Source organism: Actinospineispora acaciae DSM 45401 (genome assembly GCF_000620785.1).
GTDB classification, from domain to species: domain Bacteria; phylum Actinomycetota; class Actinomycetes; order Mycobacteriales; family Pseudonocardiaceae; genus Pseudonocardia; species Pseudonocardia acaciae.
This window is the reverse complement of sequence record NZ_JIAI01000030.1, coordinates 1-21,981: the sequence shown is the minus strand read 5'-3', so window position 1 is coordinate 21,981 and position 21,981 is coordinate 1. Positions and strand designations below refer to the sequence as shown.

Sequence of the window (21,981 nt, the reverse complement as noted above, 5' to 3'; positions counted from 1 at the left end):
GTGAGTGGTTAGCGGTGTCATAGCACCGCTAACCACTCACGGGTCTTGACCCGCGGTCCTTCAGGGCGCGGAGGGCGTCGTCGGCGTGGCGTTCGGCGCCGAGCTCGCTTCTGACCACGGCGAGGACGCGGCTGTCCTGGCCGATCACGAAGGTGGCTCGCTTGGTGTGGATCGGTACGAGCCGGCGCCATACGCCGAACTCCTTGGCCACCGTGCCGTCGGTGTCGGACAGCAACGGGAAGCCGAAGGAGTGCTCGGCGGCGAACCGCTCCTGCTTGCCGACGGCGTCCGGGCTGATCCCGACCGGCTGGGCGCCCACCTCGGCGAATTCGGCGCCGAGGTCGCGGAAGTGGCAGGCCTCCTTGGTGCAGACCGCGCTGGACGCGGCGGGGTAGAAGAACAGCACCACCGGGCCGTTCGCCAGCAGGGTGCTCAGCCGGCGCGGCGCGCCCGCCTGGTCGAGCAGCTCGAAGTCGCCGACCTGGTCGCCGATGTCCACCTGCCCAGGTTATCGCGGCGACGTATGGTTGCCTCTATGCCAGTTCGGGCCGTGCGCGGAGCAACGCAGGTAGACAACGACGACCGAGACGAGATCCTGGACGCGTCCGCCGAGCTGGTGGCCGAGATCCTGTACCGCAACGAGCTGGCGCCGGACGACGTGATCTCGATGCTGTTCACCGCCACCCCCGACCTGACCGCCGAGTTCCCGGCGTACGCGGCCCGCAAGATGGGCCTCACCGACGTCCCGCTGCTGTGCGCCACCGAGATCGCGGTGCCCGGCGCGATGCCGAAGGTGCTGCGGGTGATGGCGCACGTCGAGACGCCCCGGACACGCGCCGACGTCCGGCACGTCTACCTGCGCGGGGCCGCCGCGCTGCGCACCGACCTGCCGCGCTGACCCGCACGTTCGACCCTCGGGCACGACACGGCAGAATGGAGTCCCGTGGGTGCTGAGCGGTTGCGCGGGGTTGTCGCGCTGGACGGTCCGTCCGGCACCGGGAAGTCGACGGTCGCGCGCGGGTTGGCGGCCCGGCTGGGCGCGCGTTACCTGGACACCGGGGCGATGTACCGGGCGGCCACGCTGGCCGTGCTGCGCGCCGGGGAAGATCCGGCCGCGCCCTCGGCGATCCCGGTGGCGGTGGCCGCCGTGGTCGAGGTGGGCAGCGATCCGGACGTACCCACGGTCCGGCTGGACGGCGAGGATGTCGCGGACGAGATCCGGGGCGAGGCGGTGACCTCGGCGGTGAGCGCGGTGTCGGCGCACCCGACGGTCCGCGTCCGGCTGGTCGACCAGCAGCGGCGGACCATCGCCGACGCGCTGGCCGCCGGGCTCGGCATCGTGGTGGAGGGCCGTGACATCGGCACCGTGGTCGCCCCGGACGCGCCGCTGAAGGTCTACCTGACCGCGTCCGACGAGGTGCGGGCCAGCCGCAGGGACAGCGAGGACCGCCGCGCCGGGCGCACCGGCGACCTGGCCAGCACCCTGGTCGCGGTGCGCCGGCGCGACTCGCTGGACTCGGGGCGGGCGGCGTCCCCGCTGCGTCCGGCCGACGACGCGGTCACGCTGGACACCTCCGAGCTGGACGTGGACGGGGTGCTGTCCGCGCTGTTGGAGCTGGTCGCCGAGCGCGGCCTGGTGAGCGGGGGCACCGCACGGTGAACGGGCGTGAGACCGGCCTGCCCGCCGGCGCCTGGCCCGTCCTGCACGACCTGGCCCGGTGGGTCGGATCCTGGCTGTTCCGGCCGATGTACCGGCTCTACCTGTACAACATCGGCAACGTGCCCGCCGACGGCCCGGTGGTCCTGGTCGCCAACCACAGCGCGTTCGTGGACGGCCCGCTGCTGTACGGGCTGGTCGGCCGGCGGGTGGTGTTCCTGGTGAAGCACGAGATGTTCCGCGGCGTCGTGGGCCGGTGCCTGGTGCGGATCGGGCAGCTGGCGATCCGCCGGGGCGAGCCCGACCGCGCGCCGCTGCTCGCAGCCCAGGCGGTGCTGCGCGCGGGCGGCATGGTGGCCGTGTTCCCGGAGGGCACCCGGGGCGTCGGGGACGCCGCCTCGGCGCGCGGCGGCGCGGCCTGGCTGGCCCGCTCCACCGGGGCGGTGGTGCTCCCGGTGGTCTGCCGGGGCACCCGCCGCCCGGACGGGTCGGGCCGGCGGTTCCGGCCCAGGGTGGACGTGCTTGTCGGGGAGCCGTTCCAGGTGACGGCCGAGCGCGGGCGCGCCGGGCTGACCGCCGCCACCGAACAGGTCAGGGTGGCGCTCGCCGACCTGATCACCGAACTAGACGAACTGCGTGACGGCCACGCCGCGCGGGAGGCGTGATGAGTACCGAAGGCAACGACGAGACGGCCGGCCCGATCGGGCTGGCGGACGGGTCCGACCCCGCCGACTCCGGCGACGCCGGTGACCAGGTGCAGCCCGTGCTGGCCGTGGTCGGCCGGCCCAACGTCGGCAAGTCCACACTGGTGAACCGGCTGATCGGCCGCCGCGAGGCCGTCGTGCAGGACGTCCCGGGCGTGACCAGGGACCGGGTCGCCTACGACGCCCAGTGGAACGGCCGGCGCTTCACCCTGGTGGACACCGGCGGCTGGGAGCCCTCCGCCGAGGGCCTGCGCGCGGCCGTGGCGGCCCAGGCCGAGCTGGCGATGGCCACCGCCGACGCGATCCTGCTGGTGGTCGACGCGCAGGTCGGGGCCACCGCCACCGACGAGGCGGTGGCCAGGGTGCTGCGCCGCTCCGACCGCCCGGTGCTGCTGGCCGCCACCAAGGTGGACGACGAGCGGCTGATCCCCGACACCGCCGCGCTCTGGTCGCTGGGCCTCGGCGAGCCGCGCCCGGTCAGCGGCATGCACGGCCGAGGCTCCGGTGACCTGCTCGACGCCATCCTGGACGCCCTGCCGGAGACGCCGAGGGACGTCATCGGGCCCGTCGGCGGGCCGAGGCGGGTCGCGCTGGTGGGCAAGCCGAACGTGGGCAAGTCCAGCCTGCTCAACCGCCTCACCGGCGAGCAGCGCTCGGTGGTGGACCCGGTGGCCGGCACCACCGTGGACCCGGTCGACTCGCTGGTCGAGCTGGACGGGCAGACCTGGCGGTTCGTGGACACCGCCGGGCTGCGCAAGCGGGTCCGCACCGCCAGCGGCATGGAGTACTACGCCAGCCTGCGCACCCGCGCCGCGATCGACGCCGCCGAGGTGGCCGTCGTGCTGATCGACGCGTCCGAGCCCATCGCCGAGCAGGACCAGCGCGTGATCCGCATGGTCGAGGAGTCCGGCCGCGCGCTGGTGCTGGCGTTCAACAAATGGGACCTCGTCGACGAGGACCGCCGGCTGGCCATGGGCCGCGAGCTGGACCGCGACCTGGTCAGGGTGCGGTGGGCCGAGCGGGTCAACGTCTCCGCGCTCACCGGCCGGGCGGTCGCCAAGATCGCGCCCACGCTGCGCACCGCGCTGGAGTCCTGGGACCGCCGCATCCCCACCGGGGTGCTCAACGGCTGGCTGGCCGACGTCATCGCGGCGAACCCGCCGCCGGTGCGCGGCGGCAAGCAGCCGAAGGTCCTGTTCGCCACCCAGGCGCAGGCCCGGCCGCCGACGTTCGTCCTGTTCAGCACGGGCTTCCTGGAGGCGTCCTACCGGCGGTTCCTGGAGCGCCGGCTGCGCGAGGACTTCGACTTCACCGGCAGCCCCGTTCGCATCTCGGTACGGGTCCGGGAGCGCCGGCGCAGACAGTAGGATGAGAGGCTCGCTTCGCCTCGATCCACCAGGAGGTCAGCATGGCCGGCCGGCAGCTCGACTTGCCGGTGCGGGTCGTGTTGGCCGATGACGAGCCGCTGCTGCGCGCCGGTCTGCGGGTGGTGCTGGAGGCCGAGGGCACCGTGGACGTGGTCGCGGAGGCGGCCGACGGCGCCGAGCTGCTCGACGCGGTGCGCCGGCACCGCCCGCAGGTCGTGCTGGTCGACGTCCAGATGCCCGGGGTGGACGGCTTCGCCGCGCTGCGTGCCCTGGCCCGCGAGCAGGACCCGCCGCCGGCCGCCGTGCTCACCACGTTCGACCTGGACGGCTACGTCACCGAGGCGCTGCGCATCGGCGTCCAGGGCTTCCTGCTCAAGGACGCCGAGCCGGCCGCGCTGATCCGCGCCGTGCTGGACCTGGCGGCCGGGGGAGCGGTGCTCGACCCCCGGATCACCGCGCGGCTGCTGCCCAGGCTGGTCGCCGGCCAACCGGAGTGCAGCCCGGTCCGGCTGGACGAGCTGACCCTGCGCGAACGCCAGGTGCTCACCCTCATCGCCGGCGGCCACTCCAACGCCGCCATCGGGGACAACCTCGGGCTGGCCGAGGCGACGGTGAAGAAGTACGTGTCCGGGATCCTGGCCAAGCTGGGCGCGCAGAACCGGGTGCAGGCGGCGCTGCTCGCCCAGGGACTCGGCGTCGGATGAGCGTCACCCGCGCCGGCGGCGTGCCAGGGCCTCGTACCTGGTGGGTCCGGGTGCTCGGCGTGGTGATCCCGGTGGCCGTGGTGCTGCTGTGCGAGCCGGGTCCGTTCCCCTGGTCGCTCGCGGCCGGGCTGGCCGCCTGCGCGGTGCTCCCGCTGCGCTACCGGTGGCCCTGGCTGGCGGTGCTGGCCTGCGTGCCCGCGCTGGTGGGCGGGCTCGGCTGGCCGCCCGCGATGGTCGGCCTGTACGCGGTCGGCCGCTCCAGCGGCCGGCGGCTGACCACGCTGCCCTGGGCGGTCCTCTGCTGCGCCGCCGCCGTGGCCCCGGTGTTCGTGACGCAGACCCTGCGCTGGCCGGACATGATCATGACGGTGATCGCCGCCGGCCTGTACAGCCTGGCGCCCGCCGTCCTGGGCATGCTCATCACCACCCAGGAGCAGCTCGAGGACAGCCTGAGCGACCTGGAGGCGGCCAGGGAGGCCACCGTGGCCGCCCGCGAGGAGGTGGCCAGGGCCGCCGAACGCGACCGCATCGGCCGGGAGATCCACGACGCGGTCGGCCACCACGCCACCATGATCGCCGTCGGCGCCGCCGCCCTCGCCGCCACCAGCCACGACAAGCAGACCCGCGAGACCGCCGAACGCCTGCGCGTCCTCGCCAAGCGCGCCCTGGCCGAGATGCGCGCCGCCCTCGGCCTGCTCGGCACCGACTCCGAGCTCAGCTCCGGCATCGCCGCCCTGCCCAACCTGGTGCTGCGCGCCCGCGAGACGGGCATGCACGTCGAGCTGATCGGCGAACGCACCCTCGGCGACGACCTCCCCCTCGGCGTGGAACGCACCGTCTACCGCCTGGTCCAGGAGTCCCTGACCAACGCCGCCAAGCACGCCCGGGGCGCCGACGTCGAGGTCAAGCTGGAACGCTGGGCCACCGAGCTGCGGGTCACCATCACCAACGGCCGCCCGCCCCGCCCGCGCATGGCGCTCCCGCCCGGCCACGGTGGCGGCGGCCTCGCCGGCCTCGCCGAACGGATCGGCATGATGGGCGGCCGCCTGCGAGCCCGCCCCACCACGAAGGGCGGCTTCGCCGTCCAGGGCCGGCTGCCCACGCCGCCGCTGGACCGCACCGCCGACCAGCCCGCGCCACCCCCCGAACGCCCACTTAGGGATACCAAAGTCGCCACCGACGAGGCGACCAACGACGGTAGTGCCGCCAAGGGCGCCCGAGCACACTGATCGCGCGCTACTAGGTGTTCGAGGGGTCGCCACGACCGGTTGTCCACGCCGATCGCGCACGCGGTAGGCTACCGTTGCCCCACGGGGGGCAATCGGGACGTGGCGCAGCTTGGTAGCGCACTTGACTGGGGGTCAAGGGGTCGCAGGTTCAAATCCTGTCGTCCCGACGGTGGTGAAGAAGGCCGGCTGGCTGGGCAGAAGCCCAGGTCAGCGGGCCTTTTTTCATGTCCGCGTGATCGGCTGTGGTGATCTCGGTGGCCGCCGTCGTGACCACTCACACGGGTGAACGTGGTCGCATGGTGGTCGCATCCCGACCAGCTGTCGTCGGGTGGCGTCCTCGGTGAGGGGTCGATCGTGTGGTGGCCTGGTGTTTTGCCTGCTCACGCTGCGGTGATGTGGTTGTGGGGTGGTCGCGTGGTGGTCTCAGGCGGCCTGGGTGTGGTGTTCGGCGGTGGTGAGGGCGGTGTCGATCGCGTCGACGGCCTGGTAGGCGACGTGGCGGAGTAAATGGCCGTAGATCTCGGTCGTGGTGGACAAGGTCGAGTGCCGCATCGTTTTCGACGCCATGGCGAGGGGGACGTGTGAGGACAGCATGGTGGTGGCGGCGAAATGGCGCAGGTCGTGCACCCGGATACGCGGCAGTTCGGCGGCGTCGGTGAGCTTGTGCAGGTGCCGCACGACGTATTCGGGTCGGAGTGGGCGGCCGGTGGCGCGGGTGAACACCAGGTTTCGCTCAGCCCAGGCTGGTCCGGCGGCGAGACGCTGAAGGCGCTGTCGATCGGCCTGCCTCTCGAGTGCGCGCACGACCCGGTGGGAGAGGCCGATCCAGGCGTAGCTGGTGCGGGTTTTGGGAGTGGTGAACACCGGTGTGGTGTTGTTGACGTTGGACAGGGTGTAGCGGACGAACAGCATGCGCTCGGCCAGGTCGACGTCGGCCCAGTGCAGGGCGAGCGCTTCGCCCTTACGCATGCCGGTGCCCATGATCACCTCATACAGCTCGGTGAGTGGGTCGCGGATGCTGGCGCAGTGGCGCAGGAACACTACGGCTTGGGCGGGTGTCCAGCAGACGCGCTCGCGGCGTGGCGGTCGAGGGACCCGAGTATAGCGGGTCGGATTATGTGCCAGGCGGCGTTGCCGGACCGCGTCGTTGAGCGCGCTGGACAGGGTGGCCACGCAGCGGCGCAGGGTGATCGGGCCACGGCCGGCGGCGAGTTGGTCGCGGATGAACCCGGCGAGGTGGTGGTGGGTGAGCTCCTCGAGCCGGATCGCGCCGAGAGCGGGGGCCAGGTCTTTGGTGATGTAGTCGTGGTAGCGGGCCAGGGTGGTGGGCTTGAGAGCCATGGCCTTGCCCGCCAACCAGTCGGTCAGGTAGTCACCGACGGTTTGCCGGTCATCGAGATGCACGCCGGCGCGCTCGCACGCCAGGACGTGGCGCAGCGCGGCGCGGGCGTCGGCCTGGGTGGGGTAGCCGCAGCGGCGCATGGTGTGCCGCCAACCCGACAGGCTGGGTAGGTCGACGGCGAACGCCCATCGGCCATGGCGCCGGTTGGCCAGCAGCGGGCAGCGCGCACCCAACTGTTTGCCGGCGGTGTCGCGGCAGGCGCAGCGGCGGTAGACACGGCCTCGGTTCGAGTTCCTGATCATGATCGTCTCCTTGGCGGCTCCGGTGGGACGACCCCGCGCGTGGTTGGTGACGCGGGGATCTGATCAGCGTGCGCCCGGGTGCGACCACATAGCGACCACAAGCCACATCACCGCAGGTCCGGGACCTGGCACTTGTCGCTACGTCACCGGCGGGCGAAGGAATAGGCGCGAGGTAGCGTCACGCATCGATGGCGGCGTCGACTCAGGCTGGTGCCTTCGGAACTGCGCTCCGCCTCTGGAGAACGCCGGACGTGGCTGGACGTTGACCGTAGCCCCAGGGACGCTGGCTCTTAACCACTGGGTTCGGGGTTCTAGCCCCTGGCGGCGCACCCAACAGTCTACGGTCGGCGCTCGTCCGACCTGCGTCTCTGTTCTGGAGTCTGCACTTCGTATACAGCCCGTCCATTGTGGACGTAGTGGTGCCCGGGACGCGCCCGAGATGACGCACTCACGCCCGAGCAAGATCGTCTGGTCGGTCTGTGTTCGCCCGGGGCAGCCGCCGCGAGTCATATGCAACGCGGCGAGTGCGCAGACCGATGACGCGCCACTGATGCGAGGCGTAGGTAGCGCTGATCGCGATGCGACGGATGCTGTGGTCGCCGCCGACATTGCCTGTTAGGCGGCCCGCCATGATCCGAGCTGTTCGGTCCCGACGAACGTCGCCGAGCTCGGCAACCTTGAGGCCGCGGGCGACGCAGGCTGGTTCTGAGGTGCCTGAACAGTGTCGGGCTGGTCGGTGACAGCGCCTGCCCGCGTGACGGAACATAGGTGTTCGCTCGCACCGGGGCCGTCTGGGCCGTCACCTCTCGGCGCAGGTTGGTGCCCTCGGCAGGATTCGAACCTGCGCTCCCGCCTTCGGAGGGCAGCGCCAATCGCCGGCTGACCAGGACGTTTAGGCAGCGATGCTGTGTCTGTCCCACACCTGGCCCACAGACGGCGAGCCCCTGTGGTCATCAGTGAGATCGGATAGGACATAGCGGTGGCCCCACGGACATACGCGCTTGCCGGACTCGACACCGACGCCACGATCGCTGGTCCGACTCCGAACGACGGCCACCTGGCCATGGCAGCGAGCGTGGCCGCATTCGTTGGCGCTACAGCTTGATCCCGTCTTGGCGGGCGTCATGGTGCTCTGCCTGCCTCGTGATCTTGAACAGCCCCGGGCTAATCTCGATGGACGCTGCTGTCGAGCGGTCGAACTGCGCAACGTTCGATACCAGGAAGTACCAATACCGTTCACCTCGGACGGCTCCCCAGCGACCGGTGGCGGGTCCAGCCATCGGCACCGCACGATCGGGCGAGCCTGGACGCTGTGTACCGCTTGCCCGATCGCGCTTCCCGACTGCCGAGGGGGTGGCGGTCGAGGTCGGTGCCGGCTCGGTTCTCTGCGTGAGCCGACGCGAACAAGCATGCGCGCGGGGCGCGGCCGCACACAGGGTTGAAGGTCACGTCGTGCGAGCCCGAAAGACCTCGCCCGAGCGGCCCGGCTTGGCCTCCACCAACGATCACCGGGCGTTCATTGACCAGGTTCCCGCCTAGGTGGTGACGAACGGCCCTGACCGGTTTTGGCGTGGGCGAGCAGGCTCGGGGGGTCAGTGATAACAGCCGATGGGAGGTTCAGCGTGGCGATGCTGGCGCGTCGAGCGCGTGCAACGGATTTGAGTTCGTGGTTCGACGAGTGGATGCGGTCGTTGCCGATGCATAGGCCGTTCGGGTTGGCCTGGGATTGGCCCGGTGAGGACCTGATCCGAGTCGATGAGTACCGCGACGGTGAGACGATCGTGGTCCGGGCCGAGCTGCCCGGTATCGATCCGGACAAGGATGTCGTGCTGTCGGTGTCGGAGGGGATGCTGCGGATCGATGCCGAGCGTCGGATCGAGGAGGAGTCGAAGGACAAGGGGTACGTGCGTCACGAGTTGAGCTACGGTCGGCTCACCCGCACGTTGCCGCTGCCCGAGGGTGTCGAGGAGTCGCGGATCACCGCGAGCTACCGCGACGGCATCCTGGAGGTCCGGGTTCCGGTTCCGGCTTCGGTGGCCGGCCGGGAGCCCACCAAGATCGCTATCAACAAGGGGAAGTGACACGAGCCGGGGGATCCGGCATGCGGTCGGCCGCCGGCTCACGGTGGCCGACCGCATCGCGAGCGGTGGGCGTGGGCCGTGTCCGCCCAGGCCGGTGCCACGAGCCCGAGGGCCTCGGGCGGGGTGCCGGCGGCCCCGGGACCGTGGTCGCCTCCGGCCGGGGGTCGGCGTCGATGGTCATGTCCGTCGCCACCGTCGGCGGCCTCGGGGAAGTAGATGCACCGGCCGAAGGTCCTCCGAATCCGGGCCGTGAGCCGCAGTTCGCCTGCAGTCGCTGATGCGACGGTCGGGTGCGAGAGCGGTGAAGGAGGAGGCGCGATGCCGTCGTCGATGGTGGGGCGCGCGGTTGTGGTCGGTGTCGACGGGTCGGAGTTCGCGCTGGCCGCGGTCCGGTGGGCGGCCGAGGAGGCGCGCCGTCGGGGGCTGGCGGTGCGGCTGGTCAACGCGTTCGGTTGGTCGGAGGTGCTGCCCGTGGGCGACGCGCTGGGCACGGGAGGCCACCGGGAGCTGATGCTGCGCCTGATCGGTGACCAGCTCGGCGCGGCCTCGGCGGTGGTCGAGCGGATCGCCCCCGAGTTACGGGTCGAGCGGGACGTGGTGGACGGTCACCCGGTGCCGGTTGGTCGGGTCGGTGGCCGTCTCACTGGCCGCGCACGCGGCGTGTCCGGTCGTCGTCGTTCGGGGCGCCGAGCGGGATCGCTCGTCGGCGGAGCTCCCGGTGCTGGTGGGTGTCGACGGCTCGCCGGACAGCGAGGCGGCCGTCGCGTTCGCCTACGAGGCCGCGTCCGTGCGCGGCGTACCGCTGGTAGCCGTGCACACCTGGTCCGACCTGATGTTCGACTCCCGGGTATCACCGCTGATCGACTGGGAGGCCCTCGAGACCGGCGAGCGGGAGCTGCTGGCCGAGCGGCTGGCCGGGTGGACCGGGAAGTATCCCGACGGCCAGGTCCGGCGGCTGGTCCTGCGTGGCCTCGCCGCGCACGCCCTGGTCGACCGTGCTGACCGCGCGCAGCTGCTGGTGGTGGGCTCGCGTGGGCGTGGGCACCTGGCCGGCCTGATGTTCGGCTCGGTGAGCCACGCCGTGCTGCACCGCGCGCCGTGCCCGGTTGCGGTGGTCAGGGCGGACCTCACCCAGGTGAGGTGAGCGTCTCGGCGTCGGCCGGGTTTCGTGTGTTCGTTCGGTCGTGTTCGATTCCGAGTTTGTCGTGTCAGTGTCTATTTGATGGTGGCGTCGGGTCGTTGTGCGTGTTGGTGGCGGGTTGGGATGGTGCCTGAGCGAGGCGAGTGTGCAGCCGTTCGCGGATCTCGTCGGGGGTGTAGGCGTGGCGGCGTCGGTGCTCACGCGCGATCATGACTCCGGTCGCGGCGACTCCGACGACTCCGGCCAGGCCTACCAGCTTCCACCGGTTCATCTTTCTAGGCTAGGGCGATGCCGGGCGCGGAGCTTGATCTCGATGACGCCGTCGAGGTGACGCGTACCGGTGACGTCTGGTTGTTCCGAGGTCACACCGCGGCCGATCGGGTCATCCGGGCCACGACGAACAGCCCGGTCAACCACGTCGGGATGTCTGTGGTGATCGAGGATTTGCCGGCGTTGATGTGGCATGCCGAGCTGGGCCGCTCCTTGCCGGATCTGTGGTCCGGCGTGCACCAGCGTGGCGCGCAGTTGCACGACCTGCGTGAGGCGGTGGTCGTGTGGGCTACGAAGTACCGGCAGCGGGTGTGGTTACGTCAGCTCGACGGCCCGGTCACCGGCGAGATGGAGGACGCTGTCCTGCGCACGATCGCGCGGCTGGACGGGACCCCGTTCCCGTCGACGGCACGACTGGCGTCCCGGTGGCTGCGTGGCCGGCTGCCGAGTAGGAAGCATCGACACCGCGGCGACCTCACTCTGGAGACCGCGTACTGCGCGGAGATCGTCGCCGTCACCTATGAGGCTATGGGGCTGTTGCCCGGCAACCGCCGGCCGGGCTGGTACGACGCCGGCCGGTTCTGGAGCGGTGATCGTCTTGAGTTGGCCGGGGGAGCGGAGCTGGGCGGGGAGATCGCCGTGCAGGTTCCCTCGCAAGATCCACTGTCGGTTCCGAAGCCACCCGGGTGGTAGCCGCCAGCTCGCCGCCGTATCCCGCGCAGTCGACGAGGCCGGATTCGCCATCATCGCCTCTGGCCTGCAGCAATGCATCGCCAACGGCGAACAAAGCCAGGTCGACCCGGCCAAGCTGGAGAAGCTGTTCCTCTCCCTCGCCTAGATCGCGAGGCCGCCGCCCTGTCTACGATGCCGGGCGCTGCGCGTCGTCCTGCTCCCGCGCGGCGCCGGGTCGTGCCCTCCGGCCGATCTCCTCGACGCTCGAGTTGATCGCGGTCGACAGGTCGGTGGCCGCCGGCCGCGTCGTGGCCTGGACGTCAGGATCGCGAAGGCGCTCGCCGAACTGGGTTCCGCGCGGCGTTCGTCCAGGAGTAGGGGCGAAGGTCCGGCCGACGCACCGCGGGGTTGGGTGCGTCCTCGGCGGCGGTGTACGTCGATCGGGGGGTGGCTCGTTCGGCGGTAACGGTCGTAGCTCTACCGGCCTAACGTCGGGGCTCGCACGTGAGGCTGGGCGCGCGCTCGTGCGAGCGGAGAGCGACTGGAGGGTATGCGCTCGGCCCGATGTGGAAGGAGCGCGGTGTCGATGAACATCGCGGAGCCGGGGATCGATACAACGCCACGAATTCATGCCTATGCCGCGGTCAGTGTTGACGGCCGGCTGGACCGGGCGGGGATCGCCCGGGTGCGGGCCGAGCTTGCCGGTTGGCGCGCGGCCGGCGCGATCGAGGTGCGTTTGGATCTTTCGGGTGTGACCAGCTACGAACCGAGCCTGGCGCGAACGCTGGCATGGGTGCGGAGTCAGCTCTGCGCAAGCGGCGGCGACCTCATGCTGACCGGTGCCGACGAGCGGCTGCGCGCGGAGCTTCGCGATGCGGTCGGCGCCCTGGACGCCTTGCCCGGTTGGCGCGGCGGCCAGCTGCCCCCTCGGCGCGGCTACCGGCCCGAGACCGCCGACCAGCCCTAGCTCGCCCGTCGACCCGGCGTGCCGACGAGGTTGATCACCGCGTCGGCATCGCACGGGCCGGCCCCTGCCGAGCGATGGGGCCGGGGTGGCCGAACCTGGCCGACCGCGTCTATTGGTGGCGTAGCGCGTCGAGGGGGTGTAGTCGGGCGGCGCGATAGGCGGGGTAGCCGCCGGCGAGGATGCCGACCAGGACGCTGACCGCGAACGCGATGAGTGACCAGGTGGGTGATGCGGCTGGGGATGGGAGGTCGGGCAGCGCATGTGGGATGAGCAGGGCCGCCACCTCGGTCACGGCCACGCCGAGGACGACGCCGGTCAGGCCTCCGGTGGCGGTGAGCATGACCGACTCGGTCAGGAACTGCCGTAGGACGGCGCCTCGGGTGGCGCCGACCGCCTTGCGGATCCCGATCTCCTTGATCCGTTCGGCGACGGAGACCAGCATGATGTTGGCGATCCCGATCGCGCCGACGAGCAGCGAGATTGCCCCGATCGTCGCGATGGCCGCCCGGAGGCCGGTGAGGAACTTGATGTCCTGCTCGATCTCGTACTGGAAGTTGAGGACCTCGAAGTCGCGCCGGGACGGGTTGGTGATGTTGTGCTGGTTGTCCAGGACGGCGGTGACCTCGTCGCTGAGCTGACGGACCATGGTGAGGTCGCTGGTCTCCACGACGATCTGGTCGACGGCGTTGTCCTTGCCGAACAGGTGGCTGCGGGCGGTTCGCTTGGGGACGATCACGGTGTCGTCCTCCAGGCCGTTCGCCGTGATCGTGCCGACCACGGTGAACGGGGTGCCGGCCAGTCGGACCCGCTGGCCCAGTGCGGTGTTCGGGTTGCCGCCGAACAGCTCCTCGACCGGGGTGGCGCCCAGAACGATCTCTCGAACGGCGGGACCTGCCTCGGTGGGAGCGAGGAACCGGCCGGCCGCCAGCTTGCGGTTGGCGACGGTCAGGTAGTCGTCGGGAACTCCCATCGCGGTCACCCGTCGTTGGCCGGCGCCCGCGTCCAGCGTTGCGCCCCCTTTGACCAGCGTCGACACCGACACGGCATGGGGGACCTTGGCCTGGTTGCGCAGGGCGCGCGCGTCGTTCTCAGTGATGTCCTGGACCTGGGCGGCGCCGGCGAGCTGGCCGGTCGTCTTGGTCACCATGACCTGCCTGACCAGTGGTCCGACCAGCTGGTAGTAGTAGGCCTCCAGCGTGGTGCCCAGCGCCACGCCCAGGATGACCGCGGCGACCCCGATCACGACGCCCAGCGTGGTCAGGCCCGAGCGCAGCTTGTTGGCCCGCAACGCCCGCAGGGCGGCGCGGAATCCCTCCCACAGGTTCATCGGCGGGTTCCCCACCCCTCGTCACTCGTAGCGGTCACTCGTAGCGCAGGGCGTCCACGATGTGCATGTGCGCGGCGCGGACGGCCGGGTAGAGCCCGGCCACGACGCCGATTGCGACGCTGATCCCGAACGACACCGCGACCGAGCCGGGCGAGACGACCGGGGCCGGGAAGGTGTCCGTGACGCGGGGGATCACGACCGCGCCGACCTGGCACACCAGCACCCCGAACAGCACGCCGGCGACGCCGCCCGCGTTGGCCAGCACGCTGGACTCGATCAGGAACTGCCGGACGACCGCGGTGGCGGAGGCGCCGACGGCCTTGCGCAGGCCGATCTCGCGGGTGCGTTCGGTGACCGAGACCAGCATGATGTTGGCCACGCCGATGCCGCCGACCAGCAGCGAGATCGCCGCGATGATCGCGATGAAGCCCTGCAGCGCGTCGAGGAACTGCTGGCGCTGCTCGATCAGGCGCTGCAGGTTGAGCAGCTCGAAGTCGCGGCGCGAGGGGGCGGCGATGTGGTGTCGGGCGTCCAGGATCGCGGTGACCTGCTCGGTGGCGGCCGGCACGGTGGCCACGTTGGTGGCCTTCACGATGAGCTGGTTGACGGTGGTGTCGTTGCCGAACAGGTAGGTGCGCGCGGACTGCATCGGCATGAGGGCGATGTCGTCCTGCTGGCCGTTCATGGTGAGCACGCCGACGACCCGGAACGTGGTGCGGTCCAGCCGGACCTGTTGGCCGAGCACGGCGGAGGGCTCGTCGTTGAACAGCTCCCTGACCGGGGTCGGGCCGAGCACGATCTCCCGCGAGGCGACCCCGGTCCGCGCTCGCTCCCGGTCGGGGAGCCGGCCCGCCGCGAGCTTGCGGTCGGTCACGGTGAGGTAGTCGTCGGTGGAGCCGAGCACGGTGATCCGGCGTTCCCCGGTGCCGGCCCGCAGCACCACCCCGCCGGACACCACCGGCGTCACCGAGGCGATGTCCGGTGCCTTCGCCGGGTCGCGCAGGGCGGTGACGTCGGCGTCGCTGAGGTCCCTGACCGGGACCGCCCCGGCCATGTGCCCCGCCGACGAGGTCACGGTGATCTGGGTCATCAGCGGCCCGACCAGCTCGTCGAACCAGGCCTTCACCCCGTTGCCCAGCGCGACACCGATGATCACCGCCGCAATGCCGATCACGATGCCGAACGTGGTCAGCGCGGAACGCATCTTGTTCACCCGCAGCGCGCGCAACGCCGCCCGGAACGCGTCCGACAGGTCCATGGTGTCGTCCGAGCTCAGGAGGTGTTCGCGGGCGCGCGGTCGGAGGCCGCCGCTTCCAGCAGGACCGCGTGCGCACGCCGGGCCGCCGTGCTGATGCGTTCCGGCCGGGGTTCGTCGGCCGGGAGCTCCTCGAGGCCTCGCACCAGGGTCCCGAGGGCTTCCAGCGCGGCCTGGGTGGCGTGCTCGACGCTTTCGAGTCGGGTGGAGGTCCGCGCGCTCGGTCGCAACAGCGCACGGATGGGGGCGGGCAGCTGGGCGCACAGATGCTCCAGCTGACCGGGGGCGCAGCGTTCGGTGAGTGCGGCGGCGACGGCGGGGATGGCCTTCCGGGCGTCCACGAGGGAGACGTTCGCCTCCTGGGCCACGGTGCGGACGAACTGCTCGGCGTCGTACTTGACAGGCACCTGGCTCGGTGTCCAGCCGTCGAAGAACAGCCCGCGCAACAGCGTGGGCAGCTGAGCCGCGAAGTGGGCGGCGGCGTCGACGGTGACGCGGTCGCGGACGGTGTGTAGCCAGGCGCGCAGCACGCGGTAGGCGTAATGGCGGTCCTTCGTACCCAGCCACCGGGCGACCGTGTCCAACCACACGTCGGCGGTGTGGCCGGCTCGTACCAGGTTGTCCAGGCCGTGCGGGCTCGGCGCTGTCATGATCTGCCTCCTTCCATTCCGGCACAGGTCCGGCGTACTCGTAGGGTCGGTGGGCTGGCCGGTGGTGACCAGGGTCGTTCGGCCCCACTCGTGACGGGGTCCGTCCTGGGTGTCGGGGTACGCGGTCTTCTTGCCGGCGCAACCTGTGACGGCCCACGGCTGTGGTCGATGGGACCAAGGGATCTCAACCTGTGTCCGTTCGGGGCGGTTGATCAGGCACAACGGCCCTACGCCAGCGTCGGTGTCGGGCACCAGGATCACGGCAGACGAGAGGAGGCATCATGCTCAGCGAGCGCGAACGCCGCACCTTGCGGGAGATCGAGGAACGTCTCGCCGAGGAGGACCAGCGGTTCGCGGAGGTGATGAACCGCCCGTTGACCGGCCGGGCCTCTCGGTGGCTGCGGTACGGGTACGACGCCACCATCGTGCTGGCCGGCCTGCTCGCGGTGACGTGCCTGGCGGTGACACCGGGCCGTACCGCCGGGGCGGGCGTCGTCGCGGCCCTGCTCGCGGTCGGCGTGTTCATCCTGCGGAGACGACGCTTCTCCCAACCCGCCAGCGGCTGATTCGTTCGCGATGAGGGCGGCCAGAGCGGTCCTCGGCGAGCCTGTAGGGCCGACCGGGGCGCGTGATGCGGGGTTCTTTCGTCCCCAGGATTCCGAGCACGTCGGCCCTGCTCGGGCGCGCGCCGGCGGCCGAGCATTCGGCCAGGCGACCGCGTCGGTTGCCGGGGACGAAGGAAACGGGGAGACGAAGATGAGCAATGCGTGGAGCAGGTGGGAAGACTGGACGATGGTGGTGGTCGGGGTCCTGGCGGCCCTGGCGCCGGTCGCGGTGGCCGTCACGTTCCAGGCGTTTGTCGTGTTGGTCGTGCTGGGTGTCTTGTTGGCGCTGGTGAGCCTGTTCTCCCTGGCGCAGCCGGCGCGGGCGACCGCGAGCGAGTGGGTGACGTTGGTGCTCGGGGTGTTGCTGTTCATCGCGCCCTGGGTCATGGGCTACGTGGCCAACACCAACGCGGCGTGGGTTTCGTGGATCGCCGGCGGTGTGGCGATCGTCGTGTCGTTGATCGGTGTGCGGTCGACGATCGGTGGTCACCGGTTGACCGCTCAGCACTGATCCTCAACTACCCGGCCGGCCGTGCCGAACGTCGGCGCGGCCGACCGGGTCCGAGACCACAATGAGGACGTGAACCGGGTGGCGGAGTCCGAGTGGGATCCGGTGGTGCTCGACCGGCCGGGGCTGGACCGGCTGGTCGAGGCGCTGCGTGCGGCGGGTTATCGGGTGGTCGGGCCAACGGTTCGGGATGGCGCGATCGTGCTGGACGAGTTGGCCTCGGCGGCGTCGCTGCCGGCGGGGTGGACCGCGGACGCCGAGCCAGGGCGGTATCGGCTGCGCCGGCGGGGCGACCCGGACGGCTCGTTCGTCCGGGCCAGGCGCGCCGCGTTCGTCGTCGCCGCGCACCGCACCGAGCCGAGCGGCGTGTGCTTCTGCGCCTCGATGGGAACGGGTCCCGCCGCCGGGCCCGGCTACGACCTGGCGCTCACCGAACGCATCGATGAGCAGGGCCATCGGTTCGTGGTGGAGGTAGGCACCCCGGAGGGGAGCGCGGGTACTGGCCGGTGTGCCGCACGTCGACGCCTCGGCCGACGAACTGGCCGGGGCCGCGCGGCCGGGTGGCGGACGCGGCCACCCGGATGGGCCGGCGGATGCCCCCGGTGGACCTGCCCGCGCTGCTGCGCGAGTCCCGCGAGTCCTCGCACTGGGACACGTCGCCGCCCGCTTCCTGACCTGCGCCAACTGCACGATGGTGTGCCCGACGTGCCCTCGACGAAGGTCAGGCGGACGCCTGACGGTAGGCGCGGCCGGCCCCGAGGTGAGGCCTATTCCCGTCGTTCGGGCGGCCGGCGGCGGGCGGACAACCGGTCGATCATGCGGGTCATCTGCTCGGTGTAGTGCCGCACGAACTCGGGGGAGTTCGGCTCGGCGCCGGTGATGCCGTAGGCGATGTGCGGCAGCAGGGTGGGCGCGGCGGTGGCGGCGACGACCGCCAGCAGGACGCACGCGGGGTCGAGGTCGTCAGCGAGTTCGCCGTCGCGTTGGCGCCGGCGCAGGTCGTCGAGGTCGCGCCGCCACTGCTCGGCGCTCGCGGGCAGGTCCGGATGCTCCTTGCCGGTGGGGTACGTCAGTCCCGCCCAGCCGAGCAGCCGGGTGCCGACGGGGTCGGAGTTGGCCGCGTGGGTGTACGCCGCGACCACCTCCGGAAACGACCACTCAGCCCGGTCGTAGTCGCGCTTGCGCTCCCGCCACCGCGTCCCCAACGCGCGCAGCAGCCCGTCCTTGCCGTCGAAGTAGTACGAGATGAGCTGCTTGTTCACCCCGGCGCGGGCGGCGATCGCGCTGACCCGCAGGCCCGCGATGCCCTTCTCGGAGAGCTCCTCGGTCGCTGCGGTGAGGATGCGCGCGCGGGTGCGCTCCGGGTCCCGTTGCCGCTGCTCCGGTGAGGGTGAGCGCCGTGGCCGCCGGGGTTGCCGGCCGGGAGAAGACATGTCGACCAGCCTCTCATGTCGACGACCAATTACCCTTCGGATGACAAAGTCATTCAAAGTAATGTCACGTCTCCCTGGAGCGGCCGTAGACGGGGAGGTGGGCGGATGACCACCGCTGACGTGCGGCGTTCGGTCAGCCGGCGCCGATGCCTCGGGCTGCCGCGACTCCCGGTGCCAGGGCACCACGTTCGGCACAGGTCACCGGTCTGGGGGAGACACCCTCGGTCCGGCGATACGGGAAGGCGGACCGGAACATGAACCTCAAAGAGGCGGTCACCGTCGCCGCGCGTGCCCTGCGCACCAACCGGTTGCGGTCCGCGTTGACCACGCTGGGCATCGTGATCGGGGTGACGGCGGTGATCGTCCTGATCGGCCTGGGCAACGGGATGAAGGCCGCGTTCGCCGAGGGCTTCGGCCAGTTGGCCACCGCGATCATCGTGAACAAGGTGCAGGGCTCGGTTCCGGGCGGCGGGCAGGCCAAGGACCTGAAGATGGCCGACGTCGAGGCGCTGTACGACAAGGCCCGGGCGCCGGACGTGGCCATGGTCATTCCGGTGATCCAGGGCGAGGCGCTGGCCACCAAGGACAACGGCATCCATCGGACCAAGATCGCCGGCTCGACCACCGACTACATGAGGGTGACCAACCGCGCCCCCCTGCTCGGCTCGATCTTCACCGAGGAGCACGAGCGGGCCTCGGCCAGGGTCGTGGTGCTCGGGGTCAATGTGGTGGCCAGCCTCTTCGGTGGCGACGCCGGCAGGGCGGTGGGCTCGAACATCCGGATCGGGAGGGCGACGTTCAAGGTCATCGGGGTGCTCAAGAAGGACAGCTACAACGACGACGTCGCGCTGATGCCGCTGTCCACCGCCAGGGCCAACCTGGTGGGAGGCGACGCGGTCCACATGATCGCCATCAAGGCGACCGACGTGGCATCCGTGCCGGCCGCGGTCGACCAGATCACCCGGATCCTGTCCGAGCGCCACCACATCCGGGACCCCGCCAAGCGGGACTTCGACATCCAGGCGATGCAGAGCCAGGTCGACGAGATCAACCAGTTCATGATGTTCCTGAACCTGTTCATCGTCGCGGTGGGCGGCATCTCGCTGATCGTCGGCGCGATCGGGGTGGCCAACATCATGCTGGTCTCGGTGACCGAGCGGACGCATGAGATCGGCATTCGCAAGGCGATCGGCGCGCCGCGTGGGGCGATCATGAAGCAGTTCCTGATCGAGTCGGTGATGCTGGCCGGGATGGGCGGACTGGTCGGGGTGGTGGTCGGGGTGGGCATCACGCTGATCGCGGCGGTGATCATGCCCAGGATGGTGCCGGACTTCGGCGCGCCCGAGGTGTCCGTGTGGGCCATCCTGATGTCGTTCGGGGTGAGCCTGCTCGTCGGCCTGGTCGCGGGTGGCTACCCCGCGCGGCGGGCCGCCCGGTTGCAGCCCGTCGAGGCGCTGCGGTACCAGTGAGGTCAGCAGATCCGCGGCGGCGGGTCGCCGACCAGGACGTCCACGATGCGGGTGCCGCCGAACGCGGTGCGCAGCAGCACCATCCCGGGCGGGTCGTCGCGCACCGTGCCGATCACGGCCGCGCCGTCGCCGAGCGGGTGCGCGGCGAGCGCGCCAGCGCCGCGTCGGCCCGGTCCGGCGCGACCACGGCCAGCATGCGGCCCTCGCAGGCGACGTAGAGCGGGTCGATGCCGAGCAGCACGGCGGCCCCGGTGACCGCCGGGCGGACCGGAACCGCCCGCTCGTCCAGCACGACCGCGACGTCGGCGGCGATGCCGTGCAGCGGCGCGGTGTCCGAGCGGACGTCTGCGCTGAGTTTGAGCTCGCCTCGGGCCAGCATCACCGTGGTCCCGTGGTCGCCGATCGGCCCGGACACCAGCACCGCGTCCCCTGGTCGGACCCCCGACGCGGACGGCGTGAACGGACGGTCCAGCAGGCCGACCCCGGCGGTGGTGACAAAGCGCGGGGTCACTCGGCCCCGTTCGGTTCGAGCCGGGGACCAATGCCCCTATCCGAGCAGGACCCGAGATTGCACCGTCTATTTTATGGCGACCCCGACTCCGCCGAGCGCGTCCGCGCTTGGCTTTCCGGTCCGGCTGCACGCCCGCCTGGAGGAACCGCTGTCCCGGTGGCTGTGGTTGGTGAAGTGGCTGCTGCTGATCCCGCACTGGGTGGTGCTCATCGCGCTGTGGATCGCGTTCGCGGTGCTCACCGTGGTGGCCTGGGTGGCGGTGCTGGCCACCGGGGCGTATCCCCGGTGGATCTTCGAGTTCAACGTGGGCGTGATGCGATGGTCCTGGCGGGTGAACTACTACGGCTACTCGGCGCTGGGCACCGATCGGTACCCGCCGTTCACCCTGGCCGACGTTCCGGACTACCCGGCCCGCCTGGAGGTCGACTACCCGCAACGGCTGTCCCGGGGCCTTGCGTTGGTGAAGTGGTGGCTGCTGGCGATCCCGCACTATCTGGTGCTGGCCGTGTTCTGGGGCGGTCCGAGCGGGTCGTGGCGCGGCTGGCCCGAGCGCATGGGCACGGGCGTCGACCGTGACGTGGTCGTCTACCGGGTCGGCGGGTGGGGCCTGATCGCCCTGCTGGTGCTGTTCGCCGCGGTGGCGCTGCTGTTCACCGGCCGGTACCCGCGAGGGCTGTTCGACCTGGTGGTGGGGCTGAACCGGTGGGCGTGGCGGGTCGTCGGTTACGTCACGCTGCTCACCGACAGCTACCCGCCGTTCCGGCTGGACCAGGGCGGCGCGGACGCCGCCGAAGCCGGGGAGGTCACCAGCCGGCCGGAGTGATCAGGCCGTAGTGCCCGTCGTAGCGCAGGTAGAGGGCGGCGCCTCGGCCGCGCTCGCCGTCGAGGTAGAACGCTGTCCTGTCCGCTGCCGGCCTCGGTGAACAGGTGGAAGTCGAAGTCCAGCGCCCGCATGTGCTCGGCAGCGTCGTCCGCGCCGCAGCGGGCCAGCGTGACCGACTTGTGCCGGACGATCTGGCGTTGTTCGGGCGGGCGCGGGAAGTGCCGGGGGCGGTCCGCCGGCGGGTCGTCGTGCCGCCATTCTCCCTTCCGGTTCGAGGTGCGCCGGGCGCGCCGCTGCTCCCAGTTGCCCCTGGCCCGCGCGTGGTCGTGTCGCAACCGCTCGCGCAGGCGGTCGTGCAGCAGGTCCACCGCCTCGCGCGCGGTGGCCGCCGCCAGGTGCACACAGACCGGCCTACCGTTGACGTCCAGGTTGGCCTTGGTGAGCCGGAAGTGTGCGCTCAGGACCGGTTCGTGGGAGTGCCGGAACACGCCGCGTATCTTTCGCTCGGCGTACGCCGCGACGTCTTTCGGACGATCCGGGGGACCTGCACGTGGACGGGATCGTGCGGCTCCGAGTGCGGTTCGGCGATGGTGACCTGCTCCTTCCAACCTGACCGGCCTCAGTTGGGGACGGGATGGCCATCGCCCGCTGGTTCGAGCACGTCGGCGACGGGGCGCCTCGGGGTGCGGGGCACCGGTGAGCCGTATCCGATCCGGAGCAGGGTCTGTGGCCACAGGCCGCCGCCGATCAGCGCGCGCAGGTCCTTGCGGGTTTCGGGCACCTCGACGACCTGGGACAGGAAGGACGCGGACAGCCCGAGGTAGGTGGCGGTGAGCAGGACTCGTTGCATGGCCTGGCCGGCCTGCAGGCGGGCCAGCCGGTGGTCGTGGAACGAGCCGACCACGGCGATCAGGGGATCCGGTTCGAAGTCCTTGCCGGCCACGCGGGGGCGCGCCCGGCCGGC

General features: G+C 71.3%; 21 protein-coding genes, 1 tRNA gene and 4 pseudogenes. 17 read left to right on the top strand and 9 right to left on the bottom strand.

The window, feature by feature from the left end:
- Positions 1-28 precede the first annotated feature (28 nt).
- A complete protein-coding gene (locus N912_RS0146290; protein WP_028927781.1) occupies positions 29-499 on the bottom strand; it encodes a peroxiredoxin in 471 nt (156 codons plus the stop codon).
- A 36-nt stretch (positions 500-535) separates the two neighbouring features.
- On the opposite strand from N912_RS0146290, the gene aroH reads away from it, so the two are divergent.
- From aroH to N912_RS0146255, 7 genes are all read left to right on the top strand, one after another.
- On the top strand, positions 536-898 hold the full coding sequence (gene aroH / locus N912_RS0146285; RefSeq protein ID WP_028927780.1) for a chorismate mutase: 363 nt from the start codon (positions 536-538) through the stop codon (positions 896-898).
- Positions 899-943: 45 nt separating this feature from the next.
- On the top strand, positions 944-1,660 hold the full coding sequence (gene cmk, locus N912_RS0146280; protein ID WP_028927779.1) for a (d)CMP kinase: 717 nt from the start codon (positions 944-946) through the stop codon (positions 1,658-1,660).
- The gene (locus tag N912_RS0146275) at positions 1,657-2,322 is read left to right on the top strand and encodes a lysophospholipid acyltransferase family protein (protein ID WP_028927778.1); all 666 of its coding nucleotides are present in this window, start codon (positions 1,657-1,659) and stop codon (positions 2,320-2,322) included. The genes cmk and N912_RS0146275 overlap by 4 nt, the downstream gene beginning before the upstream one ends.
- On the top strand, positions 2,322-3,728 hold the full coding sequence (der, locus tag N912_RS0146270; protein WP_028927777.1) for a ribosome biogenesis GTPase Der: 1,407 nt from the start codon (positions 2,322-2,324) through the stop codon (positions 3,726-3,728). Before N912_RS0146275 ends, der begins: the two co-directional genes overlap by 1 nt.
- A 41-nt stretch (positions 3,729-3,769) precedes the next feature.
- On the top strand, positions 3,770-4,432 hold the full coding sequence (locus N912_RS0146265; RefSeq protein ID WP_028927776.1) for a response regulator: 663 nt from the start codon (positions 3,770-3,772) through the stop codon (positions 4,430-4,432).
- Positions 4,429-5,661: a sensor histidine kinase gene (locus N912_RS59065; protein ID WP_084212017.1), complete on the top strand. Its 1,233-nt coding sequence runs from the start codon at positions 4,429-4,431 to the stop codon at positions 5,659-5,661. The genes N912_RS0146265 and N912_RS59065 overlap by 4 nt, the downstream gene beginning before the upstream one ends.
- Positions 5,662-5,754: 93 nt before the next feature.
- A tRNA-Pro gene (locus N912_RS0146255) sits at positions 5,755-5,828 on the top strand.
- Positions 5,829-6,084: 256 nt separating this feature from the next.
- Here N912_RS0146255 and N912_RS0146250 read toward each other — a convergent pair.
- Positions 6,085-7,305, bottom strand: coding sequence for a tyrosine-type recombinase/integrase (locus N912_RS0146250; RefSeq protein WP_245645945.1), 1,221 nt, complete (start codon positions 7,303-7,305; stop codon positions 6,085-6,087).
- A 1,628-nt stretch (positions 7,306-8,933) separates the two neighbouring features.
- Here N912_RS0146250 and N912_RS59060 point away from each other — a divergent pair.
- The 5 genes and pseudogenes from N912_RS59060 to N912_RS59050 all read left to right on the top strand — a co-directional run bounded on the left by N912_RS59060 (position 8,934) and on the right by N912_RS59050 (position 12,436).
- Positions 8,934-9,386, top strand: a complete 453-nt coding sequence (locus N912_RS59060) for an Hsp20/alpha crystallin family protein (RefSeq protein ID WP_037070196.1) — start codon at positions 8,934-8,936, stop codon at positions 9,384-9,386.
- 216 nt (positions 9,387-9,602) lie between these two features.
- Positions 9,603-9,944, top strand: a pseudogene (locus N912_RS66295) (universal stress protein); the annotation flags it as partial.
- A 73-nt stretch (positions 9,945-10,017) separates the two neighbouring features.
- On the top strand, positions 10,018-10,530 hold the full coding sequence (locus N912_RS66290) for a universal stress protein (protein ID WP_245645944.1): 513 nt from the start codon (positions 10,018-10,020) through the stop codon (positions 10,528-10,530).
- 285 nt (positions 10,531-10,815) lie between these two features.
- Positions 10,816-11,490, top strand: a complete 675-nt coding sequence (locus N912_RS0146230) for a hypothetical protein (RefSeq protein WP_028927774.1) — start codon at positions 10,816-10,818, stop codon at positions 11,488-11,490.
- Positions 11,491-12,055: 565 nt separating this feature from the next.
- A complete protein-coding gene (locus tag N912_RS59050) occupies positions 12,056-12,436 on the top strand; it encodes an STAS domain-containing protein (protein WP_169748077.1) in 381 nt (126 codons plus the stop codon).
- A 109-nt stretch (positions 12,437-12,545) separates the two neighbouring features.
- Here N912_RS59050 and N912_RS0146220 read toward each other — a convergent pair whose 3' ends face one another.
- The 3 genes from N912_RS0146220 to N912_RS59045 are packed head-to-tail and all read right to left on the bottom strand — an operon-like array spanning position 12,546 to position 15,668.
- Entirely contained in the window at positions 12,546-13,763 is a 1,218-nt protein-coding gene (locus N912_RS0146220) for an ABC transporter permease (protein ID WP_028927772.1), read from the bottom strand.
- Positions 13,764-13,797: 34 nt separating this feature from the next.
- Entirely contained in the window at positions 13,798-15,021 is a 1,224-nt protein-coding gene (locus tag N912_RS0146215) for an ABC transporter permease (protein WP_028927771.1), read from the bottom strand.
- A 14-nt stretch (positions 15,022-15,035) separates the two neighbouring features.
- On the bottom strand, positions 15,036-15,668 hold the full coding sequence (locus N912_RS59045; RefSeq protein WP_037070187.1) for a DUF2267 domain-containing protein: 633 nt from the start codon (positions 15,666-15,668) through the stop codon (positions 15,036-15,038).
- Between the two features lie 281 nt (positions 15,669-15,949).
- Here N912_RS59045 and N912_RS0146205 point away from each other — a divergent pair, with 281 nt between their 5' ends.
- The 3 genes from N912_RS0146205 (at position 15,950) to N912_RS64835 (ending at position 17,455) form a co-directional block, all read left to right on the top strand.
- Positions 15,950-16,234: a DUF3040 domain-containing protein gene (locus N912_RS0146205; RefSeq protein WP_028927770.1), complete on the top strand. Its 285-nt coding sequence runs from the start codon at positions 15,950-15,952 to the stop codon at positions 16,232-16,234.
- 190 nt (positions 16,235-16,424) lie between these two features.
- Complete coding sequence (locus N912_RS0146200; protein ID WP_037070185.1) at positions 16,425-16,784, top strand: SPW repeat protein; 360 nt, start codon at positions 16,425-16,427, stop codon at positions 16,782-16,784.
- Between the two features lie 503 nt (positions 16,785-17,287).
- A complete protein-coding gene (locus N912_RS64835) occupies positions 17,288-17,455 on the top strand; it encodes a hypothetical protein (protein WP_169748076.1) in 168 nt (55 codons plus the stop codon).
- 93 nt (positions 17,456-17,548) lie between these two features.
- Here N912_RS64835 and N912_RS59040 read toward each other — a convergent pair whose 3' ends face one another.
- Complete coding sequence (locus N912_RS59040) at positions 17,549-18,214, bottom strand: TetR/AcrR family transcriptional regulator (protein WP_037070183.1); 666 nt, start codon at positions 18,212-18,214, stop codon at positions 17,549-17,551.
- Between the two features lie 254 nt (positions 18,215-18,468).
- On the opposite strand from N912_RS59040, the gene N912_RS0146185 reads away from it, so the two are divergent.
- A complete protein-coding gene (locus tag N912_RS0146185; RefSeq protein ID WP_028927768.1) occupies positions 18,469-19,683 on the top strand; it encodes an ABC transporter permease in 1,215 nt (404 codons plus the stop codon).
- A 2-nt stretch (positions 19,684-19,685) separates the two neighbouring features.
- Here the strand turns inward: N912_RS0146185 and N912_RS59035 are convergent.
- Positions 19,686-20,206 (bottom strand): annotated as a pseudogene (locus N912_RS59035) (AIR synthase-related protein); the annotation flags it as partial.
- Between the two features lie 61 nt (positions 20,207-20,267).
- On the opposite strand from N912_RS59035, the pseudogene N912_RS0146170 reads away from it, so the two are divergent.
- Positions 20,268-20,987 (top strand): annotated as a pseudogene (locus tag N912_RS0146170) (DUF4389 domain-containing protein); the annotation flags it as partial.
- On the opposite strand, the gene N912_RS0146165 reads toward N912_RS0146170, so the two are convergent.
- Positions 20,942-21,385, bottom strand: a complete 444-nt coding sequence (locus N912_RS0146165; protein WP_245645947.1) for a sigma 54 modulation/S30EA ribosomal C-terminal domain-containing protein — start codon at positions 21,383-21,385, stop codon at positions 20,942-20,944. The pseudogene N912_RS0146170 and the gene N912_RS0146165 sit on opposite strands and share 46 nt — an antisense overlap.
- 251 nt (positions 21,386-21,636) lie before the next feature.
- Positions 21,637-21,981, bottom strand: a pseudogene (locus N912_RS59030) (Acg family FMN-binding oxidoreductase); the annotation flags it as partial.